This is a genomic window from Nocardioidaceae bacterium SCSIO 66511, from assembly GCA_023100825.1.
Classification (GTDB): Bacteria; Actinomycetota; Actinomycetes; order Propionibacteriales; family Nocardioidaceae; genus Solicola.
Genome location: CP095846.1, coordinates 4,223,983 through 4,237,264 on the forward strand (window position 1 = coordinate 4,223,983; position 13,282 = coordinate 4,237,264).

At 67.1% G+C, this 13,282-nt stretch carries 15 protein-coding genes and 1 pseudogene; 2 read left to right on the plus strand and 14 right to left on the minus strand.

What is annotated here, in order from left to right:
- Positions 1 to 35 precede the first annotated feature (35 nt).
- Complete coding sequence (locus MU582_20075; protein ID UPK74707.1) at positions 36 to 755, minus strand: ABC transporter permease; 720 nt, start codon at positions 753 to 755, stop codon at positions 36 to 38.
- A gap of 4 nt (positions 756 to 759) precedes the next feature.
- Complete coding sequence (locus MU582_20080; protein UPK74708.1) at positions 760 to 1,443, minus strand: ABC transporter permease; 684 nt, start codon at positions 1,441 to 1,443, stop codon at positions 760 to 762.
- A gap of 24 nt (positions 1,444 to 1,467) precedes the next feature.
- Between MU582_20080 and MU582_20085 the strand changes: the two are divergent.
- Together MU582_20085 and MU582_20090 are read left to right on the plus strand one after the other, a co-directional pair.
- A pseudogene (locus tag MU582_20085) lies at positions 1,468 to 2,214 on the plus strand (ATP-binding cassette domain-containing protein).
- A gap of 246 nt (positions 2,215 to 2,460) precedes the next feature.
- Complete coding sequence (locus tag MU582_20090; protein UPK77208.1) at positions 2,461 to 2,628, plus strand: hypothetical protein; 168 nt, start codon at positions 2,461 to 2,463, stop codon at positions 2,626 to 2,628.
- Positions 2,629 to 2,639: 11 nt separating this feature from the next.
- Here the strand turns inward: MU582_20090 and MU582_20095 are convergent, their stop codons facing one another.
- The 12 genes from MU582_20095 to dacB all read right to left on the minus strand — a co-directional run bounded on the left by MU582_20095 (position 2,640) and on the right by dacB (position 13,243).
- Entirely contained in the window at positions 2,640 to 3,212 is a 573-nt protein-coding gene (locus MU582_20095; GenBank protein UPK74709.1) for a hypothetical protein, read from the minus strand.
- 164 nt (positions 3,213 to 3,376) lie between these two features.
- Positions 3,377 to 3,865, minus strand: coding sequence for a DUF3180 domain-containing protein (locus MU582_20100; GenBank protein ID UPK74710.1), 489 nt, complete (start codon positions 3,863 to 3,865; stop codon positions 3,377 to 3,379).
- Positions 3,862 to 4,425: a 2-amino-4-hydroxy-6-hydroxymethyldihydropteridine diphosphokinase gene (folK, locus tag MU582_20105; protein ID UPK74711.1), complete on the minus strand. Its 564-nt coding sequence runs from the start codon at positions 4,423 to 4,425 to the stop codon at positions 3,862 to 3,864. The genes MU582_20100 and folK overlap by 4 nt, the downstream gene beginning before the upstream one ends.
- The gene (gene folB, locus MU582_20110) at positions 4,422 to 4,799 is read right to left on the minus strand and encodes a dihydroneopterin aldolase (GenBank protein UPK74712.1); all 378 of its coding nucleotides are present in this window, start codon (positions 4,797 to 4,799) and stop codon (positions 4,422 to 4,424) included. The genes folK and folB overlap by 4 nt, the downstream gene beginning before the upstream one ends.
- On the minus strand, positions 4,796 to 5,224 hold the full coding sequence (locus tag MU582_20115) for a nuclear transport factor 2 family protein (GenBank protein ID UPK74713.1): 429 nt from the start codon (positions 5,222 to 5,224) through the stop codon (positions 4,796 to 4,798). The genes folB and MU582_20115 overlap by 4 nt, the downstream gene beginning before the upstream one ends.
- A complete protein-coding gene (gene folP, locus MU582_20120) occupies positions 5,217 to 6,017 on the minus strand; it encodes a dihydropteroate synthase (protein UPK77209.1) in 801 nt (266 codons plus the stop codon). The genes MU582_20115 and folP overlap by 8 nt, the downstream gene beginning before the upstream one ends.
- A 23-nt stretch (positions 6,018 to 6,040) precedes the next feature.
- The gene (gene folE, locus MU582_20125; protein UPK74714.1) at positions 6,041 to 6,610 is read right to left on the minus strand and encodes a GTP cyclohydrolase I FolE; all 570 of its coding nucleotides are present in this window, start codon (positions 6,608 to 6,610) and stop codon (positions 6,041 to 6,043) included.
- 9 nt (positions 6,611 to 6,619) lie between these two features.
- On the minus strand, positions 6,620 to 8,647 hold the full coding sequence (gene ftsH / locus MU582_20130) for an ATP-dependent zinc metalloprotease FtsH (protein UPK74715.1): 2,028 nt from the start codon (positions 8,645 to 8,647) through the stop codon (positions 6,620 to 6,622).
- A 155-nt stretch (positions 8,648 to 8,802) separates the two neighbouring features.
- A complete protein-coding gene (gene hpt, locus MU582_20135; GenBank protein ID UPK74716.1) occupies positions 8,803 to 9,360 on the minus strand; it encodes a hypoxanthine phosphoribosyltransferase in 558 nt (185 codons plus the stop codon).
- Between the two features lie 349 nt (positions 9,361 to 9,709).
- Positions 9,710 to 10,681 (minus strand): tRNA lysidine(34) synthetase TilS, encoded by a 972-nt coding sequence (gene tilS / locus MU582_20140; protein ID UPK74717.1) that lies wholly within the window; start codon positions 10,679 to 10,681, stop codon positions 9,710 to 9,712.
- A gap of 1 nt (position 10,682) precedes the next feature.
- Entirely contained in the window at positions 10,683 to 11,750 is a 1,068-nt protein-coding gene (locus MU582_20145; GenBank protein UPK74718.1) for a zinc-dependent metalloprotease, read from the minus strand.
- A gap of 32 nt (positions 11,751 to 11,782) precedes the next feature.
- The gene (dacB, locus tag MU582_20150; GenBank protein ID UPK74719.1) at positions 11,783 to 13,243 is read right to left on the minus strand and encodes a D-alanyl-D-alanine carboxypeptidase/D-alanyl-D-alanine-endopeptidase; all 1,461 of its coding nucleotides are present in this window, start codon (positions 13,241 to 13,243) and stop codon (positions 11,783 to 11,785) included.
- Positions 13,244 to 13,282: the final 39 nt, after the last annotated feature.

Consider the following 13,282-nt stretch of genomic DNA (forward strand, 5'->3'; position numbering starts at 1 on the left):
GAGCATCACAGTAAACCGGGCCACCGACAGATCGCTCAGGACACGACCGCGACCGGCTTCGGTGCCAGCTGGCGTCGCGCGCGCCGCATCGGGTCGAAGGCCCGCTCGATCAGCACTGCGATGCCCTCGAGTACGAGCGCAGCCGCCGCAACGAGCAGCGAGCCGGCGACCACTTCGTAGTACCGCGAGTTCGCGAAACCCTCGGTGATCGTGTTGCCGAGGCCGGGACCCGCGACCAGTGCCGCGATCGTTGCCGTCGCCCAGAGCTGCACGATCGCGATCCGCACGCCCGTCAGCACGACCGGCATGGCCAGCGGCAGCTCGACCCGGCGGAACAACCGCCATTCGCTCATGCCCATCCCCCGGGCGGACTCGATGACGTCGCGATCCACCTCGCGCATGCCGACGTACGCGTTCGTGATGAGCGGCGGCAACCCGAACAACACCAGGGAGATGAGGGTTGCGAGGCCGGCCCGACCGAATGGCCCGAGTACGTCGGACCCGACCGGGCCGATCGACAGGATGGTAAGCACCGCGAAAACCGGCACCGCGCGCCCGATGTTGGAGACGTTGATCGCCAAGGTGCCGCCGCGGCCGGTGTGTCCGGCCCACAGGGCGAGGGGGACGCCGACCAACAGGCAGATCGCCAGGCTCACCAGCGTGAGCAGGATCTGCTGGCTGAGCTGCTCCCACAGCCCACCTGGACCGGACCAGTTGGAACCGTCGAAAAGGTAGTCGAACGCATCGGCAAGCATCGGATCACGCCCTCGTCCACGGGGTCAGCAGGCGTTGGAGACCCACCAGGATCAGATCGAATGCGATCGCGAGGAGCACGCAGAGCACACTCGCGGTGAGGATCTGAGCGTTGAACTCGAGCGGGATCGCGTCGCTGAGGAGGTTGCCGAGGCCACCGAAGCCGATGATGGTGCCGACGGTCGTCAGCGCCACCGTCGATACGGTCGCAACGCGCAGGCCGGCCATGATCACCGGCAACGCGAGGGGCAGCTCGATCTTGAACAGCAGCCGCGTACGCCCGTACCCCAGGCCGATCGCGGACTCTCGTACGTCGTCTGGGACCGCGCGAAGCCCCGCGAGCATGTTTCGTACCAAGACGGACAGGGTGTACAGAGCCAGCCCGATGATCACGGTGGTGGCCGTGAGACCGGTCGAGTCGACCAACAACGAGAACATCGCCAGTGACGGGATCGTGTAGATGATCGTCGTCACGCCGAGGACGCTGCTCTCCAGGCGCAAGAATCGGCGGGCGACGAGTGCAAGCGGTAGTGCAATGACGAAACCGAGGGCAACCGCAACCACCGTGATGTAGATGTGTTGCTCGGTCGCCTCGATGAGATCGGAACGTCGGTCGACGACGTAGTCCCAGCACACCCACTCGTTGGCCGTCGCGCTGTAACACGTGTCGCTCACAGCCAATAGACTCACACAATGGACCGTATCGAGGATCCGATGATCGTGCTCGACGGCGTCTCCAAGACGTACCCGGGCGGCAAGCTCGCGGTCGACGACCTGGACCTCGAGGTCGCCGACGGCTCGCTGGTGACACTGGTCGGCCCGTCCGGTTGCGGCAAGTCGACCACACTGAAGATGGTCAACCGGCTGATCGAGCCGACGTCGGGGCGCATCCTGCTCGACGGTGACGACGTCACTTCGGTCGATCCGGTCAAGCTGCGCCGGCGCATGGGCTACGTGATCCAGCAGGTCGGCCTGTTTCCGCACCAAGACATTCGTACGAACGTCTCGACCGTTCCCGACCTGCTCGGCTGGAACCGCAAACAGGCGGCCGCGCGCGCCGACGAGCTGCTCGACCTGGTGGGGCTCGACCCGGGCGAGTTCGGCGCCCGCTACCCGCACCAGCTGTCGGGCGGGCAGCGTCAGCGCGTCGGCGTCGCCCGCGCTTTGGCGGCCGATCCGCCGGTGCTGTTGATGGATGAACCGTTCGGGGCGGTCGACCCGGTGGTTCGCGCCCGCCTGCAGGACCAATTCCTCGAACTCCAGTCGGAGCTGCGCAAGACGGTGCTGCTGGTCACCCACGACATCGAGGAGGCGGTCAAGCTCGGCGACGCCGTCGCGGTGTTCGCGCCGAGCGGCCGCATCGCCCAGTACGACACGCCCGCCGCCGTACTCGGCGCACCGGCCGACGACTTCGTCGCCGAGTTCGTGGGCGCGGAGCGCGGGCTGCGCCGGCTCGCCGTCACCGAGATCGACGACTCAGACCTCGTACACGCGCCGATGGTGCGTACGACCGACTCGCTCGCCGAGGCACGCGTACTCCTCGACGCCGAGGATGCGCGCTGGGCCGTCGTGCTCGACGCGGACGACAACCTTCGCGGCTGGGTCGCCACCGATTCGCTCGAGGGCCCGGGCGTCGTCGGCGACCGGGCGCGGCGGATGGAGGCGTACGTCCCCCGTGACGCCGCGCTCAAGGAGGCGCTGTCGACGATGTTGCGTCACGACGCCGGCTGGGTCGCCGTACTCGACGGCGACCGACTCGCGGGCGTACTCACGCCCGACTCCCTGCACGGCGCCCTACGCCGGTCGGTGATCGCCGCCGACGAGGGCGTCGAGGTGGCCGATATCGATCTGGAGGCCGCTGGCCCGTTGCACTAGCGACCTGAGGCTCAGGCCTCCTTGCGCTGCGGCTCCTGGGTGAGGGTGGCGGTCGTCTGCTCCCAGCTCATCAGGTCGACGATGGTCGGCAGATCCGCGCCGTCCCAGGTCGCCAGAGCATCGACGGAGGCCGCCTGCTCGGCGGTCATGTCCTCGACCGACGACTGCAACTCGGCGGCACGCTCGGCTTGCTCACGGGCCCGACGCTCAGCGTCGTCGGCACGGCGCTCCGACAGCTTGAGCGTCCCGCGCAGCGTCACGATCGTCTGATCGCGATCGGCGAGCCGCTCGGTCATCGCGGTGGCGAACGTATCGTGCTCGGCCTGCCTGATCACGGCAAGCTCTTGATAGCTCTGCGCCTGGGCAGCCCGATCGGCGGCCCAGTCGCGGCGGGTCTGCAGGATCTCATTCCGCATGATGCGAAGCGCGCAGAAACCGGCAAGGACGGCGAACAGGCTCGAAGGTATGAGCATCGCGACATTGGCGGCGATAGCGGACGGCACTACGGCGAGAGCTGCGACCACCAACAGGGAAGTGGCAACGACAATTCTGACGCTGCGCTGGCGACGGCGACTCTTTGACATGCGCCAAGACTAGGTGTGCGGCGCCGCGTCAGACCGCCCGCCACGCCGCCGCGAAATGTAACAACTCGGCAAGTTTCATTGGTGGTTCGCTAACGGACCCGCCCGTGGCTCGTTATGTCACTTTCCGTGACGAAGTGGCCGTACGCTGCGTTGCGGATCGGCCGTCAAGTGCTCGAGGACCCCGAGGCTTCGTCGTCGTCCTTCGGTACCTCACAGGCGCGTTCCAGGAGCACCGCGGCGATCACGACGACGACACCGGCGAGCGCGGTGACACCCGCATGGATCACGCGTTCCTGGCCGAGCTCGGTATCCATCGCATCGACGAAGCTGAGGGTGAAACCCGAGTAGCCACCCACCACGAGTGCACCCACGATCGCGCTCGCCTTGGCGAGTACGAGCTGGCGTACCGCACGGTCGGAGGACATCCGCTCTCGCCGCTTGTGCACCGACTGGTGCGTTGCGTACGCGAGCCAGCCGAGGACCGCGGCGAGGAAGACCAATGCGATCGAGGCCGTCCACGGCACGGTCGGCGCGGAGTTGTCGAAGCTCTCGAACAGCGGCCGGATCGCTCGTCCCGCGATCAGGCCGATCGCGGCGACGATCGCCAGCGTGACGGCGGAGACCCGCCCCAACCGTGGAGGATTGGGAGTCACAGCACGATCTCGAGGTCCTCACGCCGCTTGATGCCACTGGTGTCGAGGTTGCGGATCAGATCGGCGACGAAACCCTTCTCCGGGATCTCGCCCTCGATGTCGATGTCCATCCACGGCTGGAGTACGAACGCCCGCTCATGCGCGCGCGGATGCGGCAGAACCAACGTCTCGTCACGGGCGATCCGGTCGCCGACCACGATCAGATCGACGTCGAGCGTACGGGGATCGTTCTTGTTCGTACGCTCGCGGCCGAACGCGTCCTCAACGGCCAGGCATCGGTCGAGCAGGGTGTGCACCGTGAGCGTCGTGTCGACGAGCAGCACGATGTTGATGAAGTCACGCGACCCGGGTGGCGCGCCGACCGGCACGGTCTCGTAGACGGGCGAGACCGAGACGACTGTCACCTCGGGTGTATCGGCGAGGGCGGCGGCGCCGCCCTGCACATTGTTGAAGCGCTCCCCGAGATTGGAGCCTAATGCGAGCACGGCTTGCCGAATCGGGCGCATGCCGCCCGTCATCGTGTCGGCGTCCAGCTCGAATGGGTTGGGGGTCTCGGTCACGTTCGACTCCGCTCTATCGTCACGGCAACGTCGTCAAACGCCACCGCGATGGGCGCTGCTGGCTTGTGCACCGTCACCTCGGTCCATTGCACCAGATCATGGGCCAACACGCGGTCGGCGATGCGCTGGGCAAGGGTCTCGATGAGATCCACTGGCTCTGACGCGATGACGTCATGAACCTCTAGGGTCAACGATCCGTAGTCGACAGTACGCGATAGGTCGTCGGCCGCTGCGGCGGGTCCGGTGTCGAGGCCGAGTACGAGATCGACGACGAAGGGCTGACCCACTCGACGCTCATGCTCCAGAACGCCGTGCCGGCCATGAGCGGAGATTCCCGAGACAGAGATGCGATCCAGGCCTTGCGGACAGGTCACTCTTCATCCCCCTCTTCAACGATGACGACCGGCGACGCATGTCGCATCAAGAGTAGCCAACCACGTCGGTCGCGTACGAAGACGTTGGTGGCGACCGCCTTGCCACCGGCAAAGGTGTCGGTCGACTCACCCTCGGCCTCGGCGAGGACGTTCTCGGTACAGGTCACGACCGCGGTGTCGTCGCCGGCGAAGGTCACCGACACATCGGTCAGGAAGAACTGGATGTAGCCGGTGTTGGCCATCACCATCGACCACGAACGCGACACGGTCGCCTGCCCGCGCAACGGCTCTGACCCCGGGTGGATGCACACCACGTCGTCACGGTCGGCCCACAACGAGCGCATCAGATCGATGTCGCCGCCCTCGATGGCGTCGTAGACGCTCTGGTTGGCGTTCAGCACGGAGCGCGTACGGTCGTCAGCCACGCGACCACCTTGCCACCACTCGCACGGCGTCGGCGCTCGGGCGTACGTCGTGCACTCGTACGCACCATGCGCCGGCGGCGGCCGCCAGGGCCGTGACCGCGGCCGAGGCGGCATCACGGTCGTCAGTCGGGGCGAGCGTGCCGTCGGATGCCGCGAGGAGCTCGCCGAGGAACCGTTTGCGGCTCGCAGCGACGAGGACCGGGAACCCGAGCTCCCCGAACGCATCGAGGCCGTTGAGGATCGTCCAGTTCTGGTCGCCGGTCTTGGAGAAGCCGAGACCGGGGTCGACGACCAGCCGCTCGGGGTGTACGCCCAGCTCGAGGGCACGGTCGATCGCCGGTCGCATCTCCGCAATCACGTCGCGTACGACGTCGTCGTACGCGGTGTGCTCCTGCCCCTGCATCACGGCAGAGTGCTGACGCCAGTGCATGAGGACGAACGGTACGCCCGACTCCGCTGCCACCTCGAGCATCCGCGGGTCGGCGCGACCGCCGGATACGTCGTTGACGATTCCTGCGCCCGCCGCGAGTGCCTGCTCGGCGACCTCGGAGCGCATCGTGTCGACCGAGATCAGGTGACCATCGTCGGCGAGCGCGCGTACGACCGGGACGACCCGTCGCAGCTCCTCCTCGGGCTCGACTCGGTTCGCACCCGGACGCGTCGACTCACCGCCGACGTCGACGATGTCGGCGCCCTGTGCGAACAGCGCGCGACCGTGCTCGATCGCCCGGTCGGTGTCGAACCAGCGACCGCCGTCGGAGAACGAGTCGGGCGTGACGTTGACGACCCCCATCACCTGGGTCCGCTGCGGGCCGGTCACGAACGCCCGATGAGGCCCATCGCCTCGGCTCGGGTTGCAGGGTCACGCAACTGACCCCGAACGGCGCTGGTAACGGTCTTGGCCTCCGCTTTGCGTACGCCGCGCATCGACATACAGAGGTGCTCGGCCTCGATAACCACGATCGCGCCGCGCGGATCGAGCAGCTCGATCAGTGCGTCGGCGATCTGTGTGGTGAGCCGCTCCTGCACCTGTAGCCGACGGCCGAAGACGTCGACGAGTCGGGCGAGCTTCGACAGGCCCGCCACTCGGCCGTGCGTGCCTGGGATGTAGCCGACATGGGCGTACCCGGTGAACGGCACCAGGTGATGCTCACACATCGACCACAGCTCGATGTTTCGTACCAGCACCAGCTCGTCGTGGTCGACGGCGAACGTGGTGCTGAGGGCATCCTCTGCCGTCAACGTATTGCCGACGAGGATCTCGGCGTACGCGCGAGCAACTCGGCGCGGGGTGTCCCGCAGACCCTCGCGGTCGGGGTCTTCGCCGACGGCGATCAGCAGCTCGCGTACGGCCTTCTCAGCGCGCGCGTGGTCGACACCGTCCATGGCGAGTCGCTAACTGCCGAACGGGGGCTCGGTGACGTTGGGCGGAGGGGTGCCACCGCCGGGACCGTGCACATCGCCCTCGCTGCCCGGCGCCAGGATGATCGAACCGTCGTCGTGCTGACCGGCGCCGTTACGGCTGGGCGCCCGCACCGGTGGGATGTCGGACGGGATGCGAGTGTCGGAACCCGTCCACGCCGGTCGACGCTCGCGCATCCGGATGTCGGCGAAGATCTCGGCGACCTCTGCCTTGTCGAGCGTCTCCTTCTCGAAGAGCTCGGTGACGAGTCGGTCGAGTACGTCACGGTTGTCGACCAGGATGTCGAACGCCTCTTGATGGGCGTTGGTGATGAACCGGTTGATCTCCTCGTCGACGATGCCCGCGATGTCCTCGGAGTAGTTGCGGCTGTGCCCGATATCGCGACCGAGGAACGGCTCGGAGTTGTCTTCGCCCAGCCGGATCGCGCCGATCCGCTCGGTCATGCCGTACTGCGTGACCATTGCCCGCGCGAGCTTGGTCGCCTTCTCGATGTCGTCGGCGGCGCCGGTGGTCGGGTTGTGGAAGACCATCTCCTCGGCGGCGCGGCCACCGAGCATGTACGCGAGCTTGTCGAGCATCTCGCTGCGCGTCTGTGAGTACTTGTCTTCGTCGGGAAGCACCATCGTGTAGCCGAGTGCGCGACCGCGCGGCATGATCGTGATCTTGTGCACGGGATCGTTGCCGGGTAGCGCGGCGGCGACCAGCGCGTGACCACCCTCGTGGTACGCGGTGATCTGCTTCTCCTTCTCGCTCATCAGGCGCGTGCGCTTCTGCGGGCCCGCGATGACCCGGTCGATCGCCTCGTCGAGCGCCTTGGCGTCGATCATCTTCTGGTCACCGCGTGCGGTGAGCAGGGCGGCCTCGTTCAGGACGTTCGCGAGGTCGGCGCCGGTCATGCCGGGCGTACGACGGGCGAACGCCTGCAGGTCGACCTCGGGTGCGATCGGCTTGCCGCGCGCGTGCACCTTGAGGATCTGGGTGCGCCCCTCGAGGTCGGGGGTTTCGACACCGATCTGACGGTCGAAGCGGCCGGGACGCAGCAGCGCCGGGTCGAGCACGTCGGGGCGGTTGGTCGCGGCGATCAGGATCACGCCGCCGCGTACGTCGAAGCCGTCCATCTCGACGAGTAGCTGGTTCAGCGTCTGCTCGCGCTCGTCGTGGCCGCCGCCGAGGCCCGCGCCGCGGTGCCGGCCGACGGCGTCGATCTCGTCGATGAAGATGATCGCGGGGGCGTTCTCCTTGGCCTGCTCGAACAGATCGCGGACCCGGCTCGCGCCGACGCCGACGAACATCTCGACGAAGTCGGAGCCGGAGATCGAGTAGAACGGTGCGCCGGCCTCGCCCGCGACCGCGCGTGCGAGCAGCGTCTTACCGGTGCCGGGCTGGCCGTAGAGCAGCACACCCTTGGGGATCTTCGCACCGACGGCCTGGAACTTCGCGGGCTCCTGCAGGAACTCCTTGATCTCCTCGAGTTCCTCGATGGCCTCGTCGGCGCCCGCGACGTCGGCGAAGGTGGTCTTCGGGGTGTCCTTGGTGACCTGCTTGGCCTTCGACTTGGCGAACTGCATGACGCGGCTGCCGCCGCCCTGCAGGGAGTTCATCAGGAAGAAGAAGACGACGATGATCAGCAGGAACGGCAGCAGGGTGCCCAGCAGCGAACCGAGGAAGCTGGGCTTGGGCACGTCGACGTTGTACGAGTCGATCGTGTTGTCCTTCACGCCCGACTCGGCGGCCTCGACCATCGTGTTCAACTGCTTGTTGTTGATCCAGTTGGCCTGGACCTTGTCGTCGTTGTCGAGCGTCGCGCGTACCTGCTGGTCACCGTGTACGAAGGTGACCTCCTTGACGTCCTTCTCGTCGGTGAAGTGCCCGACCATCTGGTTCGTCTTGATGTCTTCGTACCCGTTGTTCGACGATACGAACTGGAGGATTCCGAGTACGGCGAACACGCTGATGACGATCCACAGCCAGGGACCTTTGAACAGACGCTTGACGTTCATGATCGGGGGCGCGCCCCACTCCTTCTAGAACCGGGTACTCAGACAACAGACGTTACACGGGGCGCCGTGTGGACAGGCGCGCGCGTACGCGTATGCGTGTAGTTTCAACGAACCGTCAGAGCGCGGTGTTCCCGGATGTGTTTGCGTGTGCAACGTCACGAGTAAACGTGCGGTGCGAGGGTTCCGACACTGCGTAGGTTTCGGTACTTCTCAGCGTAGTCGAGACCGTAGCCGACTACGAACTCGTTGGCGATGTCGAAGCCGACGTAGCGCACGTCGACGCTCATCTTCTCCGCGTCGGGCTTGCGCAGCAGGGTGCAGATCTCGACCGAGGCCGGGCCTCGCGAACGCAGGTTGGAGATCAGCCACGAGAGCGTGAGCCCGGTGTCGATGATGTCCTCGACGACGAGCACGTGCCGGTCGATCAGGTCGGTGTCGAGGTCCTTCAGGATGCGCACGACACCCGACGACGTCGTACCGGACCCGTACGACGAGATCGCCATCCAGTCCATCTCGACGTGCCGGTTGAGCGCGCGAGCGAGGTCGGCCATCACCATCACGGCGCCCTTGAGCACCCCGACGAGCAACAGGTCCTTGCCTTCGTAGTCGGACTCGATGCGAGCGGCCAGCTCGGCGACCCGGTCTCGGATCTCGTCCTCGCTCAGCAGCGTCTTGTCGAGGTCGACGTCGTCGGTGATGTGCTCGATGTCCACGCGTGCTCCCGTTGTGCGTCCCGAGGTTGTCGCGGTCAGCCTGCCACAGGTGCGGTGCGGTCGGTACGCGACGGTCAGGCGGGCCCCGCGCGTACCAGCGGCAATGGCAACCGTCCAGTTTGCACGGCAAATCTGCCATGCAACGCGGTGCTTCACCATGTTTACCTGGTGAAGCACCACCGACAGACCCCGCGAAAGCCGACCGGAACGAGATAGCCGCCAAGCGACCGAACCGAAGTGGCTGCTCCGCGCGTCGCCGCGTCTTTCCCGACCCAAGAAGCGGGAGAGCCGACAGGGAGCCGGAACCGGGCAGGCTGGTAGTCGTTCCAAAGAAGCCGATTTGACTGGCTCAGCGCTCGAACGTGATCCACACTCCCGTACGCCGGGCGGTCACCTTGCCGGGGAGGTCGATGTGCTTCTGACCGTGCCACTCGGTGACCAGCCGTTCGATCTCGACGACGTGCGCGGCCGTGAGGTCGGCGGCAGGGCACCCCATCCGCAACGCGTGGCGCCGGATCACCCGGGTACGCATGGCCCGCGGTAGCGCCGCGAGAACCGCGACCTCGAGGCGATCGCCGTCGTGCGCTTCCCACCCTGCCTCGGTCACGAGGTCGTCGAGGTGGTCGGCGTCGGCTCGCAGCAGGCCAGCGGTCCGCGCGAGCGCCTCTCGCACCCCGGGACCGAGCGCGGCCTCCAGAGCGGGCAGGGCGTCCTTTCGTACCCGCACGCGCGTGTACGAACGATCCTCGTTGTGCGGGTCGTCCCACCAGGTCAGCCCGCTCGCCTCGCACACCGATCGGGTCTGCGTACGCGAGAACGCGAGGAACGGTCGACGCCACAGACCGTCGACCGGCGCCATGCCGGCGAGAGAGCGCGCTCCGGAGCCGCGACCCAGGCCAAGCAGAACCGTCTCGGCCTGGTCGTCGAGGGTGTGTGCGAGGAGTACGGCGGCCGCGCCGTGGCGCTCGGCGACGGCTGCGAGCGCGTCGTACCTCGCCGTACGCGCGGCGCCTTCCGGCCCACTGTCGGATCCGACCTCGACTCGTACGACCTCGACCGGTGAGAGTCCGAGTGCCCGCGCGTTGTCGGCTGCACGTGCGGCGACCGTCGCCGATCCGTCCTGCAACCCGTGGTCGATCACGACCGCGCCGGCGGTCAGGTCGATACGCGGCGCGACGAACGCCGCTGCCGCGGCAAGAGCAAGAGAATCGGCACCGCCCGACAGCGCGACGAGCACCATCGACCCTTTGCCGAGACCGGCGACGCTGTCGCGTACGAGCGCACGCGCCCGGGCCACATCAGGGTGTGGCTTGCCACCCATTTCAGCCGTGTACGCGCGCGAGCCAGGTGTCGGGCTCGGCGATCTCTGCCTTCGACGGCACATTCGCGGGCTCGGCCCAGACGGCGTTGAATCCATCGTGGCCGACCTTGTCGACGACGGCACGTACGAACGTCGCACCGTCGCGGTACTGCCGGATCTTGGCATCGAGGCCGAGTAGCCGCCGCAGCAGCGAGTCGAGCCCGCCCTTGCCCTTGCGTCGTTGATTGAACCGTTTGCGGATCTTGCGCACGGACGGGATGACTTCGGGTCCGACGCCGTCCATCACGACGTCCGCATGCCCCTCGAGCAGTGACATGACGCCGGTCATCTGGTCGACCACCTCGCGTTGGCGGGGGTTCTGCAACACGTCGACGATGCTGCTGTCCGGCTCGCCGCGGAGTACGCGGCCGAGTTCGGCAGCGCCGTCGGACATCAGCCGGCTGATGCCGTTCGGGTCGACCTCCGTCGACTCGACGAACGATGCGATCAAGCCCTGGACGTGGTCGCGCAACCACGGCACGGCGGTGAACTGGACGCGATGTGTCTCCTCGTGCAGGCACACCCACAGCCGGAAGTCGCGGGGATCGACGTCGAGCTCACGCTCGACGGTCACGATGTTCGGTGCGACGAGCAGCAACCGGCCGGTCTCCTGTGCGCTGCCTTCCCAGAACGGGTCGAACTGGCCGAGCACCTTACTCGACATGAACGCGAGAAGGGCCCCGACCTCGGCACCGGCGACCTTGGCGCCAACCAGGCGCGTCGGACCCTTCGGATACTTGCCGGACTCGGCGATCTTGGCCTCGAGTATGGACAGGATGGACGCAAAGCCTTCGGTGTTGGCAGTGACCCAGCCCGGACGGTCGACCACCAGGATCGGAGCCGACGCCGTACGCGCGTGCAGCCCGGTGTACTCGCGTACCGGCCCCTCGGAGGCCTCCGCACCTTCGCGCAGCTCGGCGACCGCCGCCGCGATCTCTTCGGCCGGGATCTCTGGACCCGGCCGTACGAATCGGCCGGCCGTCTGGCGCGCGAACTCCCAGTCGACCATCGAAGGCGGTTTGTCGGTCATGGCGCCAACGTTACGTTGATCATGGTGACCGGTCAGCGTGTGCACGCGCACGCGGTGAGCGCGGCCGCAATGTCGTCGAGCCCGGCACGGGCCTCCAGGACGTTCTTGTCCTTGACCTTGTTGGCGATCGCCACGAACACCAGCGGAGCGCCCTGTTTGTCGGTGGTGATGCCGGCGTACGCGTGGATGCCAGTGAGCGTTCCCGTCTTGGCCCGGGCAACGCCAAGACCCGCGGTAGACGATCCGGAGGTGAACCGGTCGGCGAGACTACCGCTGAAGCCGGCAACCGGCAGCCCGGACGTCAGGACGTGCACATCGGGGTCGCGGGACGTGGCCGCGATCTTCAGCACCGAGAGCTCCGCACGTAAAGTCACCTGATTCGAGCGCGACAGCCCGCTGCCGTCGTAGACCCGGATGCCGTCCCATGGAACGCCGAGCGAGGTGAGCACCGACTTCATCGCCGCGACGCCGCCGTTGAAGCTCGCCTGCTCGCCCTCTCCGATCGCAAGCTGGCGCAGAACCACCTCAGCCGCATCGTTGTCGCTGACGGTGAGCAGATGCTCGACGATCTGCTCGAGCGGGGGGCTGCTCACGCTGGCGATCTCGTCGGCACCGTCAGGCGCCCGGGAGGAACCGACACTGCCCTTCACCGTCACGCCGCGCTTCTCCAACTGCTCCGCGAACGTCTCACCGGCGACGCGCGCGGGTTCGGTCGTACGCTCGCCCGTTGCATCGTTGGTGATGCCTTCGTCGACCCAGAGCGCGCTCACCGTGGTGTTCACGTTCGTCGTGATGTAGCTGTCTTCCCAACGAGGGTTGACGCCTGGACCCTTGAAGAGGGTGTCGTCGTACTGGAGCGACACCCGCTTCACGCCGCTCTGACGAAGCTGCTGGGCAGTACGGTCGGCGAGATCGGCGAGCGTCGCCGGGCGCGGGTACTCATCGGAGTCCGCGGGCGCCTTCGTTGCCAGCAAGGGGTCTCCGCCCCCGACAAGGGTCAGCTTGGCGACTTTGCCCCCGCCGGCCTGGACGACCCGGGTATCGAATCGCGTGTCGGCGCCGAGTGACTTCAACGCGGCGAGGCTGGTGAAGTTCTTCAACGTCGACGCCGGTACGTACGTGCCCGAACCAACGGTCACGGCCTTACCGCGGTTGAGCGGTGCGACCGCGATTCCCGTGTGCTTGCCGAACTTTCGGTCCTTCAGCACGGCGCGTACCGCTTGCTCAACGGCCTGGCGATCGAGCGGCGCCGGCCGCGCGGCGTCGAGCACGGACTGCGGGGTACGCGCCGGCGGGAAATCGAGCTCCTCGGGCGGCTCGACATCGAGCGCCGAGTCCGTGTCGGAGTCATCGAGCCAGCGGTCGAACCCGCCGAGCGCATACGCCGTGATCCCGCCGCCCGCGACGAGTACGACGAGCACGATCAGCACGACCAGCGGGCGGATGCGGCCCACGTCACATGCGATCCCCCTGCGTAGCCCGTAGCGTGTCATGTGCGCGACAATATCCGCAGCCACCCAAAGCGCTGTCGC